Origin of the sequence: Streptomyces sp. NPDC059371, from assembly GCF_042751995.1 — a bacterium.
Taxonomy (GTDB): Bacteria; Actinomycetota; Actinomycetes; order Streptomycetales; family Streptomycetaceae; genus Streptomyces.
This window is the reverse complement of record NZ_JBHYXD010000035.1, coordinates 17,647-40,743: the sequence shown is the minus strand read 5'-3', so window position 1 is coordinate 40,743 and position 23,097 is coordinate 17,647. Positions and strand designations below refer to the sequence as shown.

General features: G+C 67.6%; 15 protein-coding genes. 9 read left to right on the top strand and 6 right to left on the bottom strand.

Annotation, left to right across the window (positions count from 1 at the left end; translation table 11 throughout):
• Positions 1 to 202 precede the first annotated feature (202 nt).
• Both ACFXGX_RS20965 and ACFXGX_RS20960 read right to left on the bottom strand, forming a co-directional pair.
• A complete protein-coding gene (locus ACFXGX_RS20965; protein ID WP_384793252.1) occupies positions 203 to 502 on the bottom strand; it encodes a hypothetical protein in 300 nt (99 codons plus the stop codon).
• A 313-nt stretch (positions 503 to 815) separates the two neighbouring features.
• Entirely contained in the window at positions 816 to 1,382 is a 567-nt protein-coding gene (locus ACFXGX_RS20960; RefSeq protein ID WP_384793249.1) for an ATP-binding protein, read from the bottom strand.
• Between the two features lie 193 nt (positions 1,383 to 1,575).
• Here ACFXGX_RS20960 and ACFXGX_RS20955 point away from each other — a divergent pair, with 193 nt between their 5' ends.
• The gene (locus ACFXGX_RS20955) at positions 1,576 to 2,928 is read left to right on the top strand and encodes a tetratricopeptide repeat protein (protein ID WP_384793246.1); all 1,353 of its coding nucleotides are present in this window, start codon (positions 1,576 to 1,578) and stop codon (positions 2,926 to 2,928) included.
• Between the two features lie 148 nt (positions 2,929 to 3,076).
• Entirely contained in the window at positions 3,077 to 3,988 is a 912-nt protein-coding gene (locus ACFXGX_RS20950; protein WP_384793243.1) for a hypothetical protein, read from the top strand.
• A 990-nt stretch (positions 3,989 to 4,978) separates the two neighbouring features.
• Here ACFXGX_RS20950 and ACFXGX_RS20945 read toward each other — a convergent pair.
• Positions 4,979 to 5,653, bottom strand: a complete 675-nt coding sequence (locus tag ACFXGX_RS20945; protein WP_384793240.1) for a hypothetical protein — start codon at positions 5,651 to 5,653, stop codon at positions 4,979 to 4,981.
• A gap of 649 nt (positions 5,654 to 6,302) precedes the next feature.
• Between ACFXGX_RS20945 and ACFXGX_RS20940 the strand changes: the two genes are divergently transcribed.
• The 5 genes from ACFXGX_RS20940 (at position 6,303) to ACFXGX_RS20920 (ending at position 14,326) form a co-directional block, all read left to right on the top strand.
• Positions 6,303 to 6,620, top strand: a complete 318-nt coding sequence (locus tag ACFXGX_RS20940) for a trypco2 family protein (RefSeq protein WP_384793237.1) — start codon at positions 6,303 to 6,305, stop codon at positions 6,618 to 6,620.
• A 51-nt stretch (positions 6,621 to 6,671) separates the two neighbouring features.
• Positions 6,672 to 9,542 (top strand): FxSxx-COOH system tetratricopeptide repeat protein, encoded by a 2,871-nt coding sequence (gene fxsT / locus ACFXGX_RS20935; RefSeq protein ID WP_384793234.1) that lies wholly within the window; start codon positions 6,672 to 6,674, stop codon positions 9,540 to 9,542.
• A 517-nt stretch (positions 9,543 to 10,059) separates the two neighbouring features.
• Positions 10,060 to 10,377: a trypco2 family protein gene (locus ACFXGX_RS20930; RefSeq protein WP_384793231.1), complete on the top strand. Its 318-nt coding sequence runs from the start codon at positions 10,060 to 10,062 to the stop codon at positions 10,375 to 10,377.
• A 51-nt stretch (positions 10,378 to 10,428) separates the two neighbouring features.
• Positions 10,429 to 13,665, top strand: a complete 3,237-nt coding sequence (locus tag ACFXGX_RS20925; RefSeq protein ID WP_384793228.1) for a tetratricopeptide repeat protein — start codon at positions 10,429 to 10,431, stop codon at positions 13,663 to 13,665.
• A gap of 142 nt (positions 13,666 to 13,807) precedes the next feature.
• On the top strand, positions 13,808 to 14,326 hold the full coding sequence (locus ACFXGX_RS20920; RefSeq protein ID WP_384793225.1) for an isochorismatase family protein: 519 nt from the start codon (positions 13,808 to 13,810) through the stop codon (positions 14,324 to 14,326).
• Here ACFXGX_RS20920 and ACFXGX_RS20915 read toward each other — a convergent pair.
• From ACFXGX_RS20915 to ACFXGX_RS20905, 3 genes are all read right to left on the bottom strand, one after another.
• The gene (locus ACFXGX_RS20915; protein WP_384793222.1) at positions 14,323 to 15,552 is read right to left on the bottom strand and encodes a serine hydrolase domain-containing protein; all 1,230 of its coding nucleotides are present in this window, start codon (positions 15,550 to 15,552) and stop codon (positions 14,323 to 14,325) included. The genes ACFXGX_RS20920 and ACFXGX_RS20915 overlap by 4 nt on opposite strands.
• Before the next feature lie 89 nt (positions 15,553 to 15,641).
• A complete protein-coding gene (locus ACFXGX_RS20910; protein ID WP_384793220.1) occupies positions 15,642 to 17,426 on the bottom strand; it encodes a TIGR03767 family metallophosphoesterase in 1,785 nt (594 codons plus the stop codon).
• Positions 17,427 to 17,726: 300 nt separating this feature from the next.
• Complete coding sequence (locus ACFXGX_RS20905) at positions 17,727 to 18,638, bottom strand: pyridoxamine 5'-phosphate oxidase family protein (protein ID WP_384793218.1); 912 nt, start codon at positions 18,636 to 18,638, stop codon at positions 17,727 to 17,729.
• Positions 18,639 to 18,825: 187 nt separating this feature from the next.
• Here ACFXGX_RS20905 and ACFXGX_RS20900 point away from each other — a divergent pair, with 187 nt between their 5' ends.
• Both ACFXGX_RS20900 and ACFXGX_RS20895 read left to right on the top strand, forming a co-directional pair.
• Positions 18,826 to 19,395 (top strand): CGNR zinc finger domain-containing protein, encoded by a 570-nt coding sequence (locus ACFXGX_RS20900; RefSeq protein ID WP_384793215.1) that lies wholly within the window; start codon positions 18,826 to 18,828, stop codon positions 19,393 to 19,395.
• A gap of 244 nt (positions 19,396 to 19,639) precedes the next feature.
• Positions 19,640 to 22,948 (top strand): S8 family serine peptidase, encoded by a 3,309-nt coding sequence (locus ACFXGX_RS20895; protein ID WP_384793334.1) that lies wholly within the window; start codon positions 19,640 to 19,642, stop codon positions 22,946 to 22,948.
• Positions 22,949 to 23,097: the final 149 nt, after the last annotated feature.

Genomic DNA, 23,097 nt, shown 5'->3' with positions numbered 1-23,097 from the left:
ACCGAGACTTTAGGCAGCCACCATGGGGCGAGCCTCGAAGAACAGGGGGCCCATCGGGCACACCGGCGGGCAGGTCCAGTACCTGCCCGATCCGCCTGGCGAGCGTAGGGCCCCCTGTTCACTCGCCCCATGACAGCTCCCGCCCAAAGTCTCGGCGACCGACGACTTGCCCACGCGCGCCGCTCACCAGCGAATACACCCCTCACAGCGCACCGCCGTCACCATCGGCGAGCGCCTCCAGGAGCTGGGCGAGTCGACCCACGGCGTCCGGAATCCCCGCCAACCGCACGACCCCACGCCCCTCCTCATCGGTCGAGGCGACCGCCCGCACCTCCGACCGCTCCAGCCCGACCCCGAGCAACGCCCGGTTCAGCCGGTCCGCAGACTCACGCGCGACACGCCAGCCCGCCATGTAGTCGACGCCACGCACCCACAGCACGCTTTCAATGCCGGTGATGTCGTCGAGACCGCCGCTGAGCCAGTTCTCATCCGAGCCGGACACCTTCACTCACCTCTACCTATCGGTTCGTCAACTCCTTTGATTCCAGGGCCAGAAGCAGACGTAGCACTGCGACCCCGGTACCATCTGGCACCGGGGATCGCAGTGTCCCCAGCCGGATCACCCCAGTTGCTGTCCAGGCGCGGGGGTGGTCCGGTCTCGGTATGAGGTTGTGAAGCGCGGCCCCTGAGCGCCGAGCGGGGAACTCAGCGAAATCCTCAGGAGCCGCGCCCCGTTCGCCGGAGGAGCTACCTTCCGGCGTCCGACCGTCGAGCGCTCATGAGAGAGCAAAACGCGCAACGACAGTCGGAGATCGTCAAGACGGCAGGCCCCGAGTCGCACCGTCGAGATCGAGGCGGCACCACACGGTCTTGCCACCCTGGTCTTCCGGGGCCCACCAGACGGCCGCCGCCAAGCGCTGAACGATGAGGAGCCCTCGGCCCGTATCCGGTAGGACCGCTTCCGACAGCCCTTCCATCAGCCCCGGCCAGAACGCATCACCGAGCGGCAGCAGCGGCGGCGACGAGTCCTCATCCGTAACCCCGATGAACAGCCACTTCGGCCACGCCTTGAAGTGCACGTCCACACGGGGAGAACCGCCAGGACGAGTCAGGGAACGGTCCGGCACCACGTGGTTCACCACGTTCCCGACCAGCTCGGAAACGATCAGCCGAGCGTCGTCCACCACGTCGCTGGCCCCTACGCCCCGGAGGAACTCGGCCGTCTGATCACGCGCGACGCGTGCGGCGTTGCCGCAGTCGGTGAAGAGCGTCAGCGTCAGATAGCGCCCACCAGTTGAAGAATCCGGCGCGATGAACCAGTGGGCATACGCGTCCAGCTCACTCGCTAAGTGCGCATGCGATCGCGCTCTTCTCGCGTCCATGAACGGGTCCCGTCTCAGGTCACGTCCACCGAGGCCATCCCGGCAGGGTGATGAGGGTGCACCCTTCAACCCACGTGACGCTCCCCCCTCTTGGGGACCCCCCTCATCGGTACACTCGGAGTCAGGACGTGAGTGCAGATCGAGAGAGCCGATCTGGCGAAGGGCGTCAGGTCAATCACGACGGGGAAGTGAGATGACCGAGGTAGCTCCGACACCGGCAGCTCTGCCGCCGCACGTGCTCGAACGTGCGGACGTGCGGTCAGCGATCGCCAACCACGACTTCGGCGAAGTCTTCAGACTCGCCAAGATCCACGGCCACATCAGCTACGCCAAGATCTCCGAAGCCGTCGGCTACAAGCGCGAACACATCGGCAAGATGGCCCGCCCCGAGACCAACGGTAAGGGCGTCCGCCCACGGATCACCCAGCACTTCAAGATTCTCGAAGTCGTCGACGGTCTCCGCATCCCCGGCCATCTCGCAGGACTTGCGCCCCGCCCATGGGAGTTGGAGCGGCCAGCGCCCGCATCCCGAGCCGACGACCCCAGCACCCTGATCGCACAGGGCGGGGCCGGCCTGTGGGACATCGCCGAGATGCTCCGGCGCACCGAGATGTCCAGCATCAACAGCGCAGCTCTGGAATCGATCGAACAGGGCATCGACCAGCTCGCCCGCGCATACCCGTACGCCGACGCCGACTATCTCCACGACCGCACCCGCAACGGCCTCCAGTACGTCACCAAGCAGCTCGAAGGCCGCATGACGCTCCGCCAACACCGGGAACTGCTCGTCGACACCGGATGGCTGTTCCTGCTGAACGCGTGTGTCCAGTACGACCGGGGCCAGCGCGAGGCCGCGAACCTCAGCAAGGCCGCCGCCCTCCGCATCGGCCAAGAGGCAGGCCACGGCGAGATCATGGCGTGGGCGTGGGAGATCGAGGCCTGGTTCGCGCTCACCCAGAGCCGTTGGCAAGACATGCTCGACGCCGTCGAGGCTGGCCACGTCGCCGACCAGACCCACTCCGTCGGCGTACAGCTCTACGCCCACAAGGCACGAGCCGCCGCCCGCATGGGAGATAGCCGCCTGGTCCGAGACTCCCTCGACGCCGGCCGCGCCCGCCTGGACCGACTACCGCGGCCGGACCATCCCGAACACCACTTCATCATCGACCCCGATAAGTGGGACTTCTACGAGATGGACGCGTACCGCCTCCTCGGAGACGACGAACGCGCCGCCGCCCACGCCCGCTCAGTGATCCGCATCAGCACGGGCCCCGACGGCACCGAAATCTCCCCCATGCGCGCAGCAGAAGCCCGACTCACCCTTGGAGTCACCGCCGCCCGCATGGGCGAGATCGAAGAAGCCATCGGCATGGGCACTACGGCACTCGAAGCCGACCGGAAGTCGCTCCCGTCTCTGCTTTTAGTCGCCGACGAGCTGGACAAGGAACTCCGCTCCCGATACCCCCGGGAGGCCGCAACACGCGACTTCCACGAACGAATCACGACCATCAAGCGGGGTGCAGCCAGGCCCGAACTTCCGTTCTAAACCCGACCGCTTACGTTCCCTGTCCAGTTTCCGTCAATCGCCAGGCCCTGACCCTGGAGCTAAGGTAATTGAGTAGCACTCTCTGTCAAAGTCGAAATAATTGGGCGACAGCTGCGAGAATATTTTTTCGGCAAGGAAGGCAAGGGAAGTGTTCGACGAGCGACAATTGTTGGATGACGGGCGGAACTATACTTTCCGGGCTATGCAGGCTTACCTGGACGAATCGGCTGACATGTTCGGCCTGCAAGCAGGAGTGGCGACTGAACGGATCGCCAAAGCATGTCTCGTACGCCGGAGCCCCGCACTTCTTGCGGAGCTTCAGTCCAATTCCTTCAGCTCACTCGCCGCGCTCCTAGGGCTGACCGTGGTCACGCTTCCTGGGCAGCGCCCTAAGGTGAGAACGGTTGGCTTGCAGGTGGCATTTGCCCGCCTCCAAGCCATCGGCGTACAGATCGATGCTTCCCGAGAATCGCTGGAAAAATTCATAGAAGCTCGCAACTGGTCCACGCATGGCGGTGCTGGAGAATTCGACCTTGAAGAGACGGCGGCGAACTTCGTCAAAATCATCGACTCTCTGTTGGCTGATCTGCACTTCGATCGTTATTCCTTCTGGCACGTTCATCTCGCCCAGGCTGACCGCCTCAAAAACGGAGCTGAACAGCGACACAGGGAACGCGTTCATAAACTTCTAGCGGACGCTGCGCAACGCTTTAAGTCGTTGAGCGAAGCGGAGTGCAGCATCCTGCAAACAAGGGCGACACTCCTTGTATTCGTTGAGCCGAAACACCGTAGATTCGATTGCCCCGCCTGTGGAAATCCCGGCCTACTCTCGGGGGAGTATGTGAGTGCACAAAATCTGGCTTCTGAGGATGGCGAGGGAATCCAGTGGGCGATGCTAGAGGTGGAGGATTTCCTGTGCTACTGCTGTGAGCTCCGCCTCAACGGTCGTTCAGAAATACATGCGGGAAACGTCCAGCCGATAGTGACCGTGACTCACGATGAGGCCATAGCGCAGGTATATGCATCCGACCCTGACCAAGACGGTTCGGACATGCAGTGACAGCGTCCAGTGACCTTTAGTCGGGCGCGTCCGGCGCCCGAGTGATTGCTAGGCCGTCTCCGCCGCTCCAGGCTGTGCGGTCGGGAGGGGAGTCGCCAGCGACGTCGGTAGTGCCAGGAGCTCCTCGGGAGGCAACACGAGTCGGGGGAGCACGATGGGGTCCGCCAAGCGCTGAACATCTTGGTGGCGGCGATACCGGACTCGGATGCCCGCACGGACGCAGGCTCGGCGGGCGGCACGGGCCCGCCGGTTCCGGTCGCGGCGCTCGGCTTTCCACTGGCGGTGCTGGATCCGAGCGGTGTGCATCTTCACGGCGTCTGCGGAGTCGCCGGGGTGCATAGCTTTGATCACAGTTGCGACGGCGTTGGCGCTGGTGCGGACAAGAAGGACGAGTGCGCTGATCAGTAGCAGCGGCATGACGACCTTCAGCGGTACGCCACTTGCCAGGAGATCCGAGATAAACCCGTTCATGTTGTCCTTGAGCTTGTGGGGCGTTGAGGAGAGCAGGTCTCTTACCGGGCCTGCCCCCCCTGTAGCTACATCCAGGTAGAAAAGGGGCCCCCGATCACGGGGGCCCCTCAAGCGCCACATGAACACGCCGACATGTCACGTGCGCATAGTTCCTAGCATGCGGTTCTTAAATCCGGGCGACTTGCCCTGGAAGAGTTGCAGAGACAGGCTCTCCGGCTTCCGGGGCCAGGACGACCTTGGGCAGCCTGACCGCCGGCGCCGACGTGAAGAGCCCGAACAACCACGACACCAAACCGTTCCATGCGGCGGACAGAGCCGCTACCAGTGGCACCAAGATACTTTGCACTGAATTCTCCTTTTTATCGACCGGACAGACCCGCCGATTAAGGTCCGCTGCGATGCCGGTCTGGCTCCGTCCTATTGCAGTAGGGCGGAGCTGGGGGCGAGTCACTGGCTCCCCCCGCCCCCGTACGAACCAGGGGGACTGGCTCGTACGGGAGCGGCGCGCTCCAGTGCGAATCACTTCCGTGGGGGCTCATATCCGAGGTGAGTGAATTTGCCCTCACGCCAGGCCCGTTGGACCTTCCGCATGGCCCTCCACTTGATCGTGGCAACCCTGGCCGCGGTGCCGGGCGGGTCGAGCCACTCCGCGATGACGTTGTTGTCCTCGCCTAGGATCTGGCCCAGTACGTATACGTCGGCCTCGCGTTTGGTGAGGATGTCGGACTTCCGGATCCCATGCACGGCCTCGATGAGTTCGTGGTTGTAGTAGAAAACGTTCGCAATCTGGGGATCGTCGGCCGCTTGCCGAGCAATCAGTTCGAGATTCTCATCGCCGATCACGACTTCGATCGTGGTCCGCAACTTGCTCAGCATGTTCGTCACGCACCGGTTGATGTATGAGTCCAGGCGATCGACTGGACCGTGGTTCAGCAACCGAGTGTGGAACTCAAGGAGGATCTTCTGCCACATGTCCTCCGCCATGGGACGGCCGACCTTCTTGGACATCCGTCCGATGTGCATGTTCTTCTGTTCCATGGCGCGCGTCAGCTGCTCACGCGCTTCGTCCGAGAGGACGCGCGGCGTGTCAGCTGAGGGCTGTGCGTTGGATGCGCTAGCGCCGTCCTCGCTGGACGACGTCCGCGTGGACGGCTCGGAGGATGCCGGGCGGTCGCCATGCATCTCTTCGGGCATCTGGTGCTCCAGTGGTTGCTTTCGGGGTGGACAGCAACTCTCAGGTACTCCGTGGCGCCTATATCACCAGATGCGAAAAATCTTCTGCCAGCCCCAGATGCGCAGCGTTTCAAGGTTTCAGACGGCCGCCGTCCGGCCGCCGATACTCCAGTCATCGCCCGCACGAGCCGCCCTAGTCAGCTTTGCTTCCGGCACAAGGCGACGAGGTAGGACGGGACCGCAGCGTACGAAACAGCTCAACCAGTCCCGTGAGCAGCCAAGTTATTGCTGTATGAGCAACACTTGACCGACGTGATGTTGAGGCCTACCGACGGCTACGTTGCTGCGATGAGCAGGCAGTATCCAGCCCGTGACCTGCTTGTCCAGCACGTCGGCGGTGCCAGGTGCCGGAGTCGACGTCGTCGCGGAGACAGGCGATCACCGCCTCTACGGCAGCGAGTGGTAGCTGGGTGACGCCAGTAGTGGTCATGAAGCCGAGCCCTGCATGCCGTATGGGCGATGAGCAAGGACGCGGAACGGGCCGGTTGTTGAGCTTCGTTGCGGTTGCGTCCTGGCCGTGTAGCAGATTGCCATTCTGGGGCATTTCTCCGTCAGGTAGTCGCTACGCTGCCCGCCTGATGTCACTGTCGGGAAGATCAGGGAGTCGTTGATGTCGCAGGAACCGTGGGCGGGTTTGTCGGAGGCAATCAGTGCGATCCGGGCCGAGTTGGAGCAGGCCATGACCGATGGCCATGGGCAGCGGATTCAGTTCCGTACTGGGCCGGTGGAGTTGGAGTTCGCCGTGGACGTCAAGAAGGACGGTCAGGCCGGCGCAAAGGTGTCGGTTCTTCCCTGGAGTGCCAGCGTCGAGGCGAAGGCCGGATATGCGGCCGGCAGCACGTCCCGTCTGAAGATCACATTGCAGCCGGTCGACGAACACGGTCAAGACCAAAAGATCGGTGCCCACACCTCCCAGCGCCCCCAGTGACACCCTCACTGACGCACGCCTGATGGAGATGCGCAGAACGGGGATCTGTGAGTGAACGTGCAACGGGTAGTGGAGGTCTGGGACCCGGTCGGACAGATCGCCGGGTCGGGTTACCTCATCACGGACCGCCTGGTCCTGACCGCCTATCACAACGTCCAGGGCGCCAGCTCCACTTCACCGCGTGCGGTGGAGGTACGGCCACTCGCTCTGCATGGAGAAAAGCAATCAGAGTGGGTCGCGGCCGAGGTTCTGTGGCCGGAGCAGCCCCCGGACATTGACCAGGATCCCCACACCGACGCCGCCTTGCTTCGGATCACCGGCTCGGCCTGGCATCCTCCCGCTCCCCTGGAACCGGTGCGTTGGGGACGCCTGCCCGCCCCCTCGCCCGGTACCGCGGGAGCACGGGTGGATTGTGTCGCGGTGGGGTTCCCAGAGGCCGAGCAGCGGGACGGAACACGGGACACCAAGCAGATCAGCGGGCATATCGAGACCCTGAGCGGATTGAAATCCGGCCTGATCACCGCACACATCGACGACGTCGCCACGCCGAATACGGCGAGCGGGGCGTCGTCCTGGTCCGGGGCATCCGGGGCTGTCTTGTTCTGCGGGGACCTGCTGACTGGGGTCCTGACTACCGACCGTGCAGGGCATTACCCCGGCAACCAGCTCATCGCTGTTCCCTTGACCACGCTCGCGGCACGCCCCGGCTTCACCGCCGTCATCAAAGCCGCGGGCAACGAGCTGATTCCCGAGGACATCACTACGCCCCGCAGCGGTGACCAGCCCGCAGCGGGCCCTTACGACGTGAACGAGTCTGCGGGTCTGCACAATCTTCCCGACCTGCCCCCAAGGGTTTTTGTCGGCCGAGAAGAGGCCCTCAGCGACCTGGCCGCAGCCATGGAGCAGTGCTCCAAAGCGATCACACAGACCGTCCACGGCCTCGGCGGTGTCGGCAAGACCACCCTGGCCCTGCACTACGCCCACGCCCATCGGGGGTCCTACCGACTGGTTTGGTGGATCCGCGCTGATACTCCGGAACAGATCGTCACCGACCTCGCCAGCCTGACCACCCGGATCCAGGGCGACGCCACCGGCCGCACCGCCGCCGAGGACGCGGAATGGGCCATCGGATGGCTCCAGACCCATCCCGGCTGGCTCCTCGTCCTCGACAACGCCGAACACCCCGACACCACCCGCCACCTGCTGGGCCAGCTCCACCACGCCGGACGCCACCTGATCACCAGCCGCTTCGCTCACGGCTGGCCCATCGAACCCCTCGCCCTCCCCCTCCTCACTCCCGAAGCCTCCCTCGACCTGCTCACCCGGCTCACCGCCCTGACGGACGCCGAAAATCAACACGATGCCCGCCTGCTCGCCGATGAACTCGGCTATCTACCCCTGGCCCTCGAACAAGCTGGCGCCTTCATCGCCCAGAGTCGTATCCCTGTCGGCGCCTATCGCGACCTGCTCCACCAGCACCCAGCCCAGACCACCAGCACGGCCCCCGCCGACGGTGACCCCCAGCGCACCATGGCGCGCATCTGGCGGATCACCCTCGACGCCCTCCGCCGCACCACCCCCCTGGCCGTCGACATCCTGCGCACCGCCGCCTGGTACGCCCCCAACGCCATCCCCCGCGGACTACTGGCCGGCCTGACCGACGACCCCGTCAGCTACACCCAGGCTCTCGGTCAGCTCGCCGCCTACAACATGATCACCCTGGACGCCGACACCATCAGCGTCCACCGCCTCATCCAGACCGTCGCCCGCACCCCAGACCTCACGACTTCAGACGATGCCGACCCTCACCGCACTCAGGACGCCATCACCACCGCCCGCAACAACGCCACCACGCTCCTGCGCGCCGCGCTGCCCGACGATCCGGAAGCGAACGTGGCCGGCTGGCCCGCCTGGCGCACCCTGCTCCCGCACGTTGAAGCTCTCCTCACCACCGCGGACCCCACTCACGACACCGCAGACACCGACCTCCTTCTCACCCGCACCGCCGTCTACCTCCAAGACCAAGGTCAGATCGCCCAGGCCACCACCTACAAGAAGCGCTCCCTGGACGCGTCCACCCGCCTCCACGGCCCCGAGCACCCCTCCACGTTCGTCTCCCGCAACAACCTCGCGGGCGCCTACGAGTCGGCGGGGGATCTGGGCCGGGCGATCCCGCTTTTCGAGCAGACCCTCACCGACTTGGTGCGGGTCCTGGGCGAAAACCACCCGTCCACGCTCACCTCCCGCAACAACCTCGCGGGCGCCTACGAGTCGGCGGGGGATCTGGGCCAGGCGATCCCGCTCTACGAGAAGACCCTCACCGACCGGGTGCGCGTCCTGGGCGAAGACCACCTCTCGACGCTCGCTTCCCGCAACAACCTCGCGTACGCCTATCGGTCGGCGGGGGATCTGGGCCGGGCGATCCCGCTCTACGAGCAGACCCTCACCGACCGGGTGCGGGTTCTGGGCGAAGACCACCCCACCACGTTCGTCTCCCGCAACAACCTCGCGTCCGCCTACGAGTCGGCGGGGGATCTGGGCCGGGCGATCCCGCTTTTCGAGCAGACCCTCACCGACCGGGTGCGGGTTCTGAGCGAGGACCACCCCGACACGCTCGCTTCCCGCAACAACCTCGCGGGCGCCTATCGGTCGGCGGGGGATCTGGGCCGGGCGATCCCGCTTTTCGAGAAGACCCTCACCGACCGGGTGCGGGTTCTGGGCGAGGACCACCCCGACACGCTCGCTTCCCGCAACAACCTCGCGTACGCCTATCGGTCGGCGGGGGATCTGGGCCGGGCGATCCCGCTTTTCGAGAAGACCCTCACCGACTCGGTGCGGGTCCTGGGCGAAGACCACCCCGACACCCGCATCGTCAGAGCCAACCTCACCCACGCAAAATCGACAAAGCCTGATCAAGGCTAACGATGAGCGCAGACTTTAGCTCCAAGTAGTGCCAGTTCCTCCACGACCAGCGAGCGCGCACCCACCGGCGACCAGCCTCATGCACACGTACGCGAGTGCCCCACCCAGTCGTCTGAACAGCGAAGTTATTACCGCCTGAGCAACACTTGATCGACGTGACGCCGGGGGCTGTCGACGGCTACGTTGCTGAGATGAGCAGGCAGCATCCGTAGTCCGTGGCTTGCTGGTCCAACATGTAAGGCGCATCGGCAGCGCTGGGATCGAGGCCGTCGCGGAGAGAGACAATCACCGCCTCTACGACGGTGGACGGTAGCTGGGCGCGACGCCAGTAGCGATCATGAAACCAAGCCCTCCATGCCGCACGGGCGATGAGCAAGGACGCGGAACGGGCTGGTTGTTGAGCTTCGTTGCGGTTGCGTCCTGGCCGTGTAGCAGATCGTCATTCCGGGGCATTTCTCCGTCGCGTAGTCGCTACGCTGCCCGCCTGATGTTGTCGGTAGATCAGGGGGAGTCGCTGATGTCGCAGGAGCCGTGGGCGGGTTTGTCGGAGGCGATCAGCGCGATCCGGGCCGAGTTGGAGCAGGCCATGACCGATGGTCATGGGCAGAGGATCCAGTTCCGGACCGGGCCGGTGGAGCTGGAGTTCGCCGTGGACGTCAAGAAGGACGGCCAGGCTGGTGCGAAGGTGTCGGTTCTTCCCTGGAGTGCCAGTGTCGAGGCGAAGGCCGGGTACGCGGCCGGCAGCACGTCCCGTCTGAAGATCACGTTGCAGCCGGTCGACGAGCACGGCCAGGACCAGAAGATCGGCGCCCACACTCCTCAGCGCCCCCAGTGACATCCTCGCTGACGCGCGCCTGATGGAGATGCACAGAACGGGGATCTGGGAGTGAACGTGCAACGGGTGGTGGAGGTCTGGGATCCGGTGGGCCGGACCGCTGGGACGGGCTACCTCATCACGGACCGCCTGGTCCTGACCGCCTATCACAACGTCCAGGGCGCTGGCTCCACCTCGCCGCGTGCGGTGGAGTTACGACGACTTGCCCTGCACGGGACACAAGAGACCGCGTGGGTGGCGGCCGAGGTCTTGTGGCCGGAGCCGTCGCCCGATATCGAGCAGGATCTGCACACCGATGCCGCCTTGCTGCTGATCACCGACTCGGCTTGGCAGCCTCCCGCCTCAGTGGAAGCGGTGCGCTGGGGGCGTCTACCTGTCCCCTCATCCGGCATGGTCGAGACGCGTGTGGCCTGTGTCGCGGTGGGGTTTCCAGAGGCCGAGCAGCGGGACGAAACGCGGGACACCAAGGAGATCCGCGGGCATATCGAGGCCCTTACCGGCCTGAAGTCTGGATTGATCACTGCTCACGTTGATCAGGTTGCCACGCCGAGTGCGGCCGGCGGGTCGTCGTCCTGGTCTGGGGCGTCGGGGGCTGCCTTGTTCTGCGGGAATCTGCTGACCGGGGTCCTGACCACCGACCGTGCACGGAAGTACCCGGGCAACCAGCTCATCGCCGTCCCTCTGGCAACTCTTGCCGCGCGCCCCGGTTTCACCGCCACCATCAAAGTCGCGGGAAATCCGGTGGTGTTGGAGGATGTCACCGCTACATCCGGCGGCGGCCATCCCCCGGCAGGTCCCTACGACGTGGATGCGCCGTTGGGCTTGCACAACCTTCCGGACCTGCCGACCAGGGTCTTCGTCGGACGAGAGGAAGCCCTCACTTCCCTCGCTGTGGCCATGGAGCAGGACTCCAAAGCGATCACGCAGACGGTTCAGGGTCTGGGTGGTGTTGGCAAGACCACTCTGGCGCTGCACTACGCCCATGCTCACCGGGGCTTCTACCAGTTGGTGTGGTGGGTCCGCGCCGATACTCCCGAACAGATCACCACCGACCTTGCCGCCCTGTCGACCAGCGTCCACGGCAGCGTCACCGGCCGCACGACCACCGAGGACGCGGAGTGGGCCGTGAGATGGCTCCAGACCCACCCTGGCTGGCTACTCGTCCTCGATAACGCCGAACACCCGGACACCACCCGTCACCTGCTGGGCCAGCTCCACCACGCCGGACGCCACCTGATCACCAGCCGCTTCGCCAACGGCTGGCCCAGCGACCCACTTGCCCTTCCCCTCCTCACCCCCACCGCCTCACTGGATCTCCTCACCCAGCTCACCGGCCTGACAGACCCCGACAACGAGCACCACGCCCGCCTGCTCGCCGACGACCTCGGACACCTACCGCTCGCCCTCGAACAGGCCGGCGCCTTCATCTCCGAGAGCCGCATCCCTGTCAGCACCTACCGCGACCTGCTCCGCCAGCACCCAGCCCAGACCACCAGCACCGCACCCGCGGTCGGCGACCCCCAGCGCACCATGGCACGCATCTGGCGCATCACCCTCGACGCCCTCCACCGCACCACCCCCCTGGCCGTCGACATCCTGCGCACCGCCGCCTGGTACGCCCCCAACGCCATCCCCCGCGCCCTACTGGCCGGCCTGACCGACGACCCCGTCAGCTACGCCCAGGCCCTTAGCCAGCTTGCCGCCTACAACATGATCACCCTGGACGCCGACACCCTCAGCGTTCACCGTCTCATCCAGACCGTTGCCCGCACCCCAGACCTCGCCGCTTCAGGCCATACCGACCCTCACCGCACCCAGGACGCCATCACCACCGCCCGCAACGACGCCACCACGCTGTTGCGCACCGCGCTGCCTCAGGATCCGGATGGGAACGTGGCCGGCTGGCCCGTCTGGCGCACCCTGCTCCCGCACGCTGAAACCGTCCTTGCCGCCGACCCCACCCACGACACCGAAGACACTGACCTCCTCCTCGCCTATATCGCCATCTATCTGCAAGGCCAAGGCCAGATCACCCAGGCCATCACCTACAAGAAGCGCTCCCTGGACACATCCACCCGCCTCCATGGCCCCGACCACCCCGAGACGCTTACCTCCCGCAACAACCTCGCGTACGCCTATAAGGCGGTGGGGGACCTGGGCCGGGCCATCCCGCTCTATGAGCAGACACTGACCGACCGGGTGCGAATCCTGGGCGCGGACCACCCTTCCACGCTCACCTCCCGCAACAACCTCGCAGGCGCCTACGAATCGGCGGGGGACCCGGGCCGGGCCATCCCGCTCTATGAGCAGACCCTGACCGACTCCGTGCGAGTCCTGGGAGAAGGTCATCCCGACACGCTCGCCTCCCGCAACAACCTCGCCTACGTCTACCAGACGGTGGGGGATCTCGGCCGGGCCATCCCGCTCTACGAGCAGACCCTCACCGACCGGGTGCGGGTCCTGGGAGAAGACCACCCCTCCACGCTCGCCTCCCGCAACAACCTCGCAGGCGCCTACCAGACGATGGGGGACGTAGGCCGGGCCATCCCGCTCTACGAGCAGAATCTTGCTGACCGGTTGCGGGTCCTGGGCGAGGACCACCCCGACGCGCTCGCCTCCCGCAACAACCTCGCAGGCGCCTACCAGGCGGCGGGGGACGTAGGCCGGGCGATCCCGCTCTACGAGCAGACCCTCACCGACCGGGTACGGGTCCTGGGCGAGGACCACCCCGACGCGCTCGCCTCCCGCAACAACCTCGCAGGCGCCTACCAGGCAGTGGGGGACTTCGGCCGGGCGATCCCGCTCTACGAGCAGACCCTCACCGACCGGATGCGGATCCTGGGCGAGGACCACCCCTCTACGCTCGCCTCCCGCAACAACCTCGCGTACACCTACCAGGAGGTGGGGGACTTCGACCGGGCGATCCCGCTCTACGAGCAGACCCTCACCGACTCCGTACGGGTCCTAGGTGAGGACTACCCCTCCACGCTCATCTCCCGTAACAACCTCGCAGGCGCCTACCAGGCAGTGGGGGACTTCGACCGGGCGATCCCGCTCTACGAGCAGACCCTCACCGACCGGTTGCGGGTCCTGGGCGAGGACCACCCCGACGCGCTCGCCTCCCGCAACAACCTCGCGAGCGCCTACGAGACGGCGGGGGACCTGGACCGGGCGATCCCGCTCTATGAGCAGACCCTCACCGGCTTCGAGCGGATCCTGGGCGAAGACCACCCCACCACCCGCATCGTCAGGGCCAACCTCATCCACGTGAAATCAACCGATACCTGACCAAGCCCAATCCAGTTCCCTCCTACGCCACGACCAGCCAGCGCACGCCCACCAGTGACCAGCCTCATGCACGCGTACGCGAGTACCTCACCCAGTCGTCTGAACAGCGAAGTTATTACCGCCTGAGCGACGCTTGACTGACATGCAGCACGGAGCGGTGGACGGCGCCCACGGCCTCTCGGGGGTGATCGCGAACATCGGCACGCTCGTCGCCAGAGCTCGCGCCGAGGCCGTGCCGGTGATCTGGGTGCAGCACTCCGACGATCACATGAAGTACGGCAGCGATTCCTGGCAGTACGTGCCGGAGCTGGTCCGGGAGGAGGCGGAGCCCGTCGTCCACAAGAACTACGGCGACTCCTTCGAGGCCACCGGTCTGGAGGACCTGCTCGCCGAGCGTGCCGTCGGTCATGTCGTGGTCACCGGCGCCCAGACCGACATGTGCGTCCGCTCCACGCTCCACAGCGCCTTCACCCGGGGGTACGACGTCACGCTGGTCGGCGACGCCCACACCACGGAGGACCTCACCGCGTACGGCGCCCCCACCCCGGCCGAGGTCGTCGCCCACACCAATCTGTACTGGAGAGAGCAGCGCGCGCCCGGCCGGCGCGGGGACACCGTCGAGACGGCGAACGTGAGCTTCGCCGCCGGAGCCGCCGGCTAGAGCCTGTCGCCGAGGACCGGGGACAGGCCCTCGGACAGGCCCTGTGACGAGTTGCCGGACCGGCCCCGGGACGGGCTCGTCGCGGTCGGCCGTGTCCCGCAGAACTCCGCCTCCACGACCGCCAGGCTGTCGCCCGCCCAGTCGCCGTTGAAGTTGAAGGCGAGGGAACGGCGGCCGTCCGCGGTGGTGACGGCCGCGGTGGACGAGCCGTGGATGCCGCCGTCATGGCCCCAGACCCGGACGCCGCAGCTCAGCTTCAGCTCCACGAGGCCGAGGCCGTAGCCGCCGTCCGGGACGCCGTCGATTCGGACCGTCGACTTCATCTCCTTGAGCTGCTCGCGCGGCAGGAGCCTGCCGCGCAGCAGAGCGGTGTAGAAGCGGTTCAGGTCGGCGCCGTCGGAGATCACCTCCCCCGCCGAGGACGCCCAGGAGGGATTCAGGGCGGTCACGTCGTAGGTCGGGCCCGTCGTGGTCTCGGCCAGTTTCGAGTACGCCCTGCTGTGCGGCCCGGGGACCGTCACCCGGGTGCCCGGCAGCGAAGTGGCGTGCAGGTCGAGGGGCTTGATGATCCGGTCGCGGATCTGCGAGGCGTAGGAACGGCCGGTGACCTTCTCGATCACCATGCCGGCCAGGACATAGTTGGTGTTGGAGTAGTTCCAGGACGTGCCCGGCGCGAAGTCCGGCTTGTGGGACAGGGCGACGGCGACGAGCTGTTCGGGGGTCAGCGTGTCGTAGCGGTGCCGCAGGAATCCGTCCTTGGTGAGATACGTGGCGCCGAAGCCGTCGTCGGCCGTGTAGTTGAAGATCCCGCTGGTGTGGTTGAGGAGTTGGCGGACGGTGATCCCGCTGCCGTCGTTGCCGTTGCCGCGCACCACGCCGGGCAGCCAGGTGTCCACGGTGTCGTCCAGGGACAGCCGTCCCTCCGCCTCGAGCTGGAGCAGGACGGTGGAGATGAACGTCTTGGTGATGCTGCCCACGCGGTAGCGGTCGGCCGTGGACCGCGGTGCGCCGCTCCTCAGATCTCCGACGCCCGCGGTGGCCGACCAGGTGCCGTGCCGGTCCACGGCCGTCGCCGTCACCCCGGGCACACCGTCGCGCACCGCCGTTTGCAGGGCCTGCCGTGTCGGCGCGTGGCCGTCCTTCGCGGGCGCCGCCGCCGCGATGCCCGCCTGCGTCACCGCGATCCCCGCGGCGATCGCCCCCACCAGTGCCGTACGAACCCTCATGTCTTCCCCTGTCGCTGTGGGACTCGGTCGGGGGGAGGGACACGAGGGCACGTCGGCGGGTTGCCCGGACAGTGCGGGTTGACCCCTTTTCAGCCCTTCTTCAGGATCAGTTCGGTGTTGCGATCGCGTGAGGTGCCCGACAGGTCTGTGCGGGCGCCGGGGGCGTTGAAGGAGAGCTCGCGGTACAGCGCCGCGAGGCCCGTCTGGGTGAGGTCGGAGAAGTCCGTGGCGTGCGGGGCCGCGGACTCGATGAGGGTGGTGAACAGCGAGAGTGTGCCGTCCTTGTTGTCCACCAGCTCGATGACCCGGGCGAGCTGGGGGAAGTCGACGTGGGAGGCGGTGCAGATCTCCCAGAAGGAACGGTTGCCGGAGGCGGCGTGCGGGATGATCTCGTTCTTGTGGGTGTGCCCGTTCACCCAGGCCAGCGTGTTGCTGAAGCGGGCGAGCAGGGCGACGACCTCGGCACCGCCGTGCCGCTGCTCGGTCGGGTGGGCGGGGTCGGGGTGGGTGTTGCGCATCGTCTTGCTGGTGTGGTGGCTGAAGACGATGACGTACGAGTCCGCGTTCTCGCGCAGCGTCTTCTCCAGCCAGCGCAGCTGAGCCGTGCCGATGGAGCCCTCGTAGTGGCCGCCGGGGTCGGTGGTGTCCAGGCTGATCCCGATGACGTCCTCGGCGATCCGGAACGTGTAGTACTGCGTGCCCGCGGAGAGGTTAGCGGAGGAGTAACCGTGGCCGATCGGGCCCGGTCCGGTGTGGGCCGGGTCGAGGTGCGCCTTGATGTACTCGGCGGGGGTGAACGGCGCGCGCTTCTCGTCGGGCGTGACCGAGCGCATCTCGCGGGCGTGCGCCCTGAGCAGGTCGTGGAAGGCGGCGCCCTTCGGGCTGCTGCCGTTCTTGATGCTCTTGGCGAGCGTGGTGGCCTCCGCCGAGCCCAGTGACATCAGCTTCTTGCCGCCGACGGCGAACTCGGTGAGGTAGGAGTCGCCGCGCGATCCGTAGCAGCCGAGCGGGAGCGCGTCGTGGTTGCCGACGGTGGAGTACCAGGGCAGCTTCAGGCCGGGGCTGCGCAGCTCGCGGATGGCCGCCTCCAGGAAGCCCTGGATGCGCGGGAAGCCGAGCTGCTTGTCGGCGTCGCGCAGGGCGGCGTCCGGCTGCCAGTAGGTCTTCAGGTTGCTGGCCTGGACGCCCTCGTAGTGTCGCGGGTCACCGCTGTTGGGGGTGATGCGGCCACCGCTCATGACCTTCAGGAACCACTCCAGCTCCGTCTTGGAGTTGTTGTCGGTGTTGTCCCCGGTGGTCATGACGAAGTGCAGCGGGGTTCCGGTGGCGGGGGCTCCGTGCAGCGAGTTGACCCGCTCGATCAGGGAGACCGCGCCCGCGACGGTCAGCGCCTCCTGCGGGCGCCAGGCGCTCTTGCTCTGGGAGCGCAGGTACTCCAGGCGCAGCGGGTGCTGAGCGTCGATCAGGTGCAGGTCGGTGAGCTGCACGAACGCGGCGAGCGCGGTGCGCCGGTCGGCTCGGCCCGTCTTGGGCGCGGCCAGTTCGTCGCGTACGACGCGCTTCCAGCCGGCGCCGTCACCGAGTCTGCGGTATCCGGTCGAGCCGGAGCGCGGGGTGGCGACGGAGCCCAGGGTCGTGCCACGGCTGTACGGGGCGAGCGCGGCCGGCGCCTTCGGGCCGGTGGTGGCCATCTGGCCCTCGGCGTGGGCGACGGAGTCGGCGACGGGCGCCTGGGCGGCCGTCGCCGCGTGCGCCGGGGACTGCGGGCGCAGGGCCAGACCGATTCCGGCGGAGAGGGACACCGCTCCGGTGGCGGCCAGCAGGGTGCGGCGGTTGAGGGCGGGTACGGTGGCGACAGAGCGTATGCGCGGCATGGCGCGGTCTCCCCGAGTGCGAACGCGTCGGCAGTGGCCGCGGGGCGCTCGACTGGCGAACTCCCCGCTCGTACTGGATCGTTGGCACTGGGGATGACCTGCGCGTTAACTGGGCGGCAACGGGCGACGCCGATCACCGTACGTCGATCTGCGCGCACCCTGGACGTCCATGGAGTCCTGTCCGAACCGCCTGTGGACGGTCACTCCGTGTTCATTTTGCGGGGTAGGGGAGGTGGATCCGGGGGCTCCGCCCTGCCGTTCACGGATTCGCCGGCCCGTTCACGGATCGGGCCCGCCCGTTCACGGATTCGCCGGCGAGTAGGCGGGCGCGGACCACCGCAGCGGGCTGGCGGCGGGCGTCTCGACGGCCTCGGTGAGGGTGAAGCGGACGGTCCGTTCGCCGTCGGGGGTGAACTCGGTGCGGGCCGTGCCGGTGAGCTGGAGCACCGATCCCGAGGTCCAGTCCAGGAAGAGCAGACCGGCGCGCGGATCGGCGGTGAGGTTGCCGAGGGTCAGGAACATGGAGTTCCCGGGGTAGTCGGGCCAGCTCAGTTCACCGGGTGCCTCGACGCGCACGAAGCCGGGGTTGCCGCCGCGGTGGCTGGCGTCGGCGCCGTGCGCGTGGACCGTGGCGAGGAAGAAGGTGTCGGCGGTCTCGACGAACTCCCGCTGAGAGGAGGTGAGTTCCCTGCCGCGCCGGGGAGCGCCCGGCGCCCGGCCGGTCACCGTCTCGTACGTCTGCCGCTGCTGGAGGTACTTGGGGCAGTTGGCGAAGACCTGGTCGGCCTCGACGGCGAAGCCGCGCGGGGTCGGCCGGACCCGGCCGTCGATGCGCATGCGGCGACGGGTGCGCGGGTCGAGTGCGATGGTGCCGACGGCGGTGCCCGGGGTGGCGAGCGCGCCGGTGAGCGGATCACCGGCCGGAAGGCCGCCCACGACCGAGATCTGCCGGGCGCCGGTGGCCCGCACGAATCCCGGCTCGCCGGTGAGCAGCGAGGCCCACACACCGCCGCTTCCCTCCGGGGCGGCCTCGCGCTCCGGTGGCGTGCCGCTCTCCGGGGCCGCCGCGCCGACGACCAGCATGGGCTGGAGTTCCAGGAACGCGGCGACCACGGGCCGGATGCCCTGGCCGACGGCCCGGCCCACATGATCCGCGAGGTCCCGGACGCCGACCCGGTCCTGGATGGCCCGCGAGCCGGAGTGATAGGTCATGACGACTCCAGGTGCTGGGGCGTGTCCGCAAAGTCCCGTCTGCCCGGCGACGCCCGGCACGCACTCTGCCTTTCTGCCGTTGGCCGCCCCATCGAGAGGCTAACCCTTATCATAGACATTAAGGGTTAGAATCGAGGACGTCAACCGCTGACCTACCCTTGAGTGGTTAGCCGCGAAGGGAGACTCCATGTCCACCAGCCCCGACCCCCGCCCGCTCACCGGCGAACCGGTCTCGCTCGACCTGCTCAACACCCGCTGGGTCCACGAGGGCGCGGTGCGGGACCTGCTGGCCGACACCGGGGGCCTCGCGGTGTGGCTGGCGGGCAACGGGCTCGACTTCCCGGCCGACGACACCGTCCTGCGGCACACGCTCGAAGCCCGCGACACCCTGCGCGCCGCCGTCGGCGCCCCCCACGGACAGGCCGGCGGAGAGGGGTCCCGCTTCCCGGCCGAGGCCGCCGCCCGCGTCGACGCCGTCCTCGCGCACGGACGCGTCCGGCTGACCCTGACCGGCCGAGGACCGGGCGGGACACCGGAGTTCGACGACCCCTCCTGGGGCCCGGCCTGGCTCGCCGCGCGCGACTACCTGGAACTGCTCCAGGCCGCCCCGGACCGCATCCGCCGCTGCGCCCACGAGTCCTGCGTCCTGCACTTCTTCGACACCTCACGCAACGGCACCCGGCGCTGGTGCTCGATGGCGGCCTGCGGTAACCGCGCGAAGGCGTCCCGCCACTACGCGCGCACAAAAGAGAGCTGAATCGACAAAGAGAGACATCCGAGCCGTCCGGGATATGCCCTCATAGCCCGCCATCGACGGCATGACGCATGGCGGAAGTACGCCATGCGTCCATCCTTGCTTGGTCAACTCTCCCCAAACAACTGCCCCTTGAGCAAAGCTGAGCGGTCATCCGGGTCCACATTCCGGACTGATGCGACCGGTGCCACAAGAACCGCCGGAACCGGCCGTTCCACGCTCGTTCCTTTACCTACAAGGGATGCAGATGACCTCCGACCCTCAGCGCGCACCTATATCGGGCGCGAGACGCGTGGCCCGTCTGGCCATGGCAGCGGGCCTGGTGGCCGCGCTCTCCGCGGCCGGGCCGATACCCATGGCCTTCTCCGCGGACTCGGGCGCGCCCACGGCCGACCCCGGCACCAAGTCCGCCGCCGCCAAACTCGGTTCGGACGACGCCGACCTCCTCGCCGACGCCAAGGCCGACGGCGACAAGAACGTCACGATGATGATCGCGACGGCTCCCGGCCAGACCGAACAGGTCGCCAAGGAGCTGGACGCCGTCAAGGGCGGCTCGGTGGGCCGCAGTTACGACAAACTCGGCTACGTCCGCGCCACCGTCCCGACGAGCAGGGCGGACTCGGCCATCGCCGCCGCCGCGAAGCTGTCCTCGGTGCACGGGATCGACCTGCGCCAGGAGATCGCGCTGGACGACCCGACCCCGAGCGCCGACACGGCCAAGCACGGCAGCAACACCTCCACGGCCGCCACCTACTCCGGTCCCGGCAAGAAGACCCCCGCCGAGAACCCGTACAACCCCTCCTTCGAGACGGGTGCGGTCGACTTCGTCAAGGACCACCCGAAGGCGGACGGCCGGGGCGTCACCATCGGCATCCTCGACTCCGGCGTCGACCTGGGCCACCCGGCCCTGCAGAAGACCACCACCGGAGAGCGCAAGATCGTCGACTGGGTCACCTCGACCGACCCGATCCTCGACAGCGACGCGACCTGGCGCGCGATGGTCACCCCCGTGGCCGGGCCCACCTTCACGTACAGCGGCAGGACGTGGACGGCGCCGGCGGGTTCGTACGAGATCAGCACGTTCCGGGAGTCGGCGACGGCGGGCGGCGACGCCGCGGGCGACGCGAACCGCGACGGTGACACCACCGACGTGTGGGGCGTGCTCTACGACCCGGCGGGCGCCACGGTCACCGTCGACCTGAACAACAACGGCGACTTCACCGACGACACGCCGATGAAGCCGTACAAGGACGGTTTCCAGATCGGCTACTTCGGCACCGACAACCCGGCGACGGACGTCGTCGAGCGGCAGCCGTTCGTCGTGGAGATCCGCAAGGACGTACCCATGGACCCGTACGGCGGGACCTGGGTCGGCAAGAAGGCCGACTTCGTCAACATCGGCGTCATCGAGTCCGAGCACGGTACGCACGTCGCGGGCATCACCTCCGCCAACGGCCTGTTCGGCGGGAAGATGAACGGCGCCGCGCCCGGAGCGAAGATCGTCTCCTCCCGCGCCTGCACCTGGACCGGCGGCTGCACCAACGTGGCGCTCACCGAGGGCATGATCGACCTCGTCGCCAACCGCGGTGTGAACATCGTCAACATGTCCATCGGCGGCCTGCCCGCGCTCAACGACGGCAACAACGCGCGCTCCGAGCTCTACACGCGTCTCATCGACACCTACGGCGTCCAGCTCGTGATCTCCGCGGGCAACTCCGGCCCCGGCGCGAACACCATCGGCGACCCGGGCCTGGCCGACAAGGTCATCTCGGTCGGCGCGACCATCTCCAAGGAGACGTGGGCCGCCAACTACGGCTCGCAGGTGGAGAAGAAGTACGCGATGCTGCCCTTCTCCTCACGCGGCCCGCGTGAGGACGGCGGCTTCACGCCGACGCTGAGCGCGCCCGGCGCCTCCATCAACTCCACCCAGACCTGGCTGCCGGGCTCCCCGGTCGCCGAGGCGGGCTACACCCTTCCGGCCGGCTACTCGATGCTCCAGGGCACCTCGATGGCCTCCCCGCAGGCCGCGGGCGCCTCGGCGCTGCTGCTGAGCGCGGCGAAGCAGAAGGGCATCAGCCTCACCCCGGCCACCCTGCGCACCGCGCTGACGTCGACCGCCGACCACATCAAGGGCGTTCAGGCGTACGAGGAGGGCGCGGGCCTCATCAACATCGGTGACGCCTGGGACTCCATCAAGGACGGCGCCACCGCCCACGACTACACGGTCAAGGCACCGGTCGACACCGCGATCGACTACGCGCTGAAAACGCCGGGCTTCGGCACCGGCCTGTACGACCGCGAGGGCGGCCTCAAGGCCGGGCAGCGCAAGACGTACGACATCACCGTCACCCGTACCTCGGGCGCGGACCGGCCGGTCCGGCACGAGCTGTCCTTCGAGAACAACGCCTCCGGCACCTTCCGGATCCTCGGCAAGGACGAGGTGAACCTCCCGCTGAACCAGCCGGTCACCGTCAAGGTCCAGGCCGCGCCGGAGTCCGCCGGGCTCAAGAGCGCGATCCTCGAGGTGGACGACCCGCGCACGGAGGGCGTCGACAAGCAGATCCTGTCGACCGTCGTGGTCTCCTCGCCGCTCAAGTACACCTACAGCAAGTCGAGTTCGGTGCAGCGCAACAGCACCACCTCGTACTTCGTGACGGTCCCCGAGGGCGCCACGTCCCTGGAGGCCGCCATCGGCGGGCTCAAGGACAAGAGCCAGACCCGGTTCATCGCGATCCACCCGTACGGCGTTCCGGTCGACAACACCAGCACCCCGTACTGCTACAACAACTACCTCGACGGCAACGGCTGCAAGCCCGACGTGCGTTCGTACGCCGACCCGCAGCCCGGCGTCTGGGAGATCGAGGTCGAGGCGCGCCGCACCTCGCCGCTGCTCGACAACCCGTACAAGCTGGACGTCGCCGTGCTCGGCGCGGCCTTCGACCCGGCCGTCGTGACCGTCCCCGAGGCCAAGGTCGGCACCCCGGCCACCGCCTCCTGGAAGGTGACGAACAACTTCGCCGCGATCGACGGCAAGCTGAAGGGCGGTCCGCTCGGCTCCTCCAAGAACGCGCGGCCGACCATCACCGAGGGCGCGACGCAGACCACCACGGTCGAGGTGCCCGCGGGCGCCGCGTCGCTCGACGTGGTCATCGGCAACGTCTCGGACAACGCCGCCGACCTGGACCTGACGGTGAAGAACGCCGCCGGGACCGTCGTCGGACAGTCCGCGGACGGTGACTCGGAGGAGGCGGTCTCCATCGCCAACCCGGCCGCCGGGACGTACACCATCGAGGTCGCGGGCTACGCGGTCCCGTCGGGTTCGACCGCCTACGACTACCGGGACGTGTTCTTCTCCAGCGCGCTCGGCACGGTGACGGTCGACGACTCCATCCCGGTGAAGCTCGCCACCGGCGCCTCGGCCACGGTGTCCGGCTCGGTCACCGCCGCCGCGGCGGCGCCCGAGGGACGCGAGTTCTTCGGTCAGGTGCAGCTCGTGAACGCGCGCGGCACGGTCGCCGGCCTCGGCAGCGTGAAGATCGAGAAGGTCACGCCGTAACGGTGTGACCCCCGGCCGCGTGAGCGGCCCGGGACCCCGGGGCGGGGGGGGGGGGGCGGCCCCCCCCCCCGGGGGGGGGGGGGGCTATAAGAAAACTATAGGGCGGCGCGAGTTTTGGTGTGTTTTTATGGGGGGGGGGGGTGTTTAAA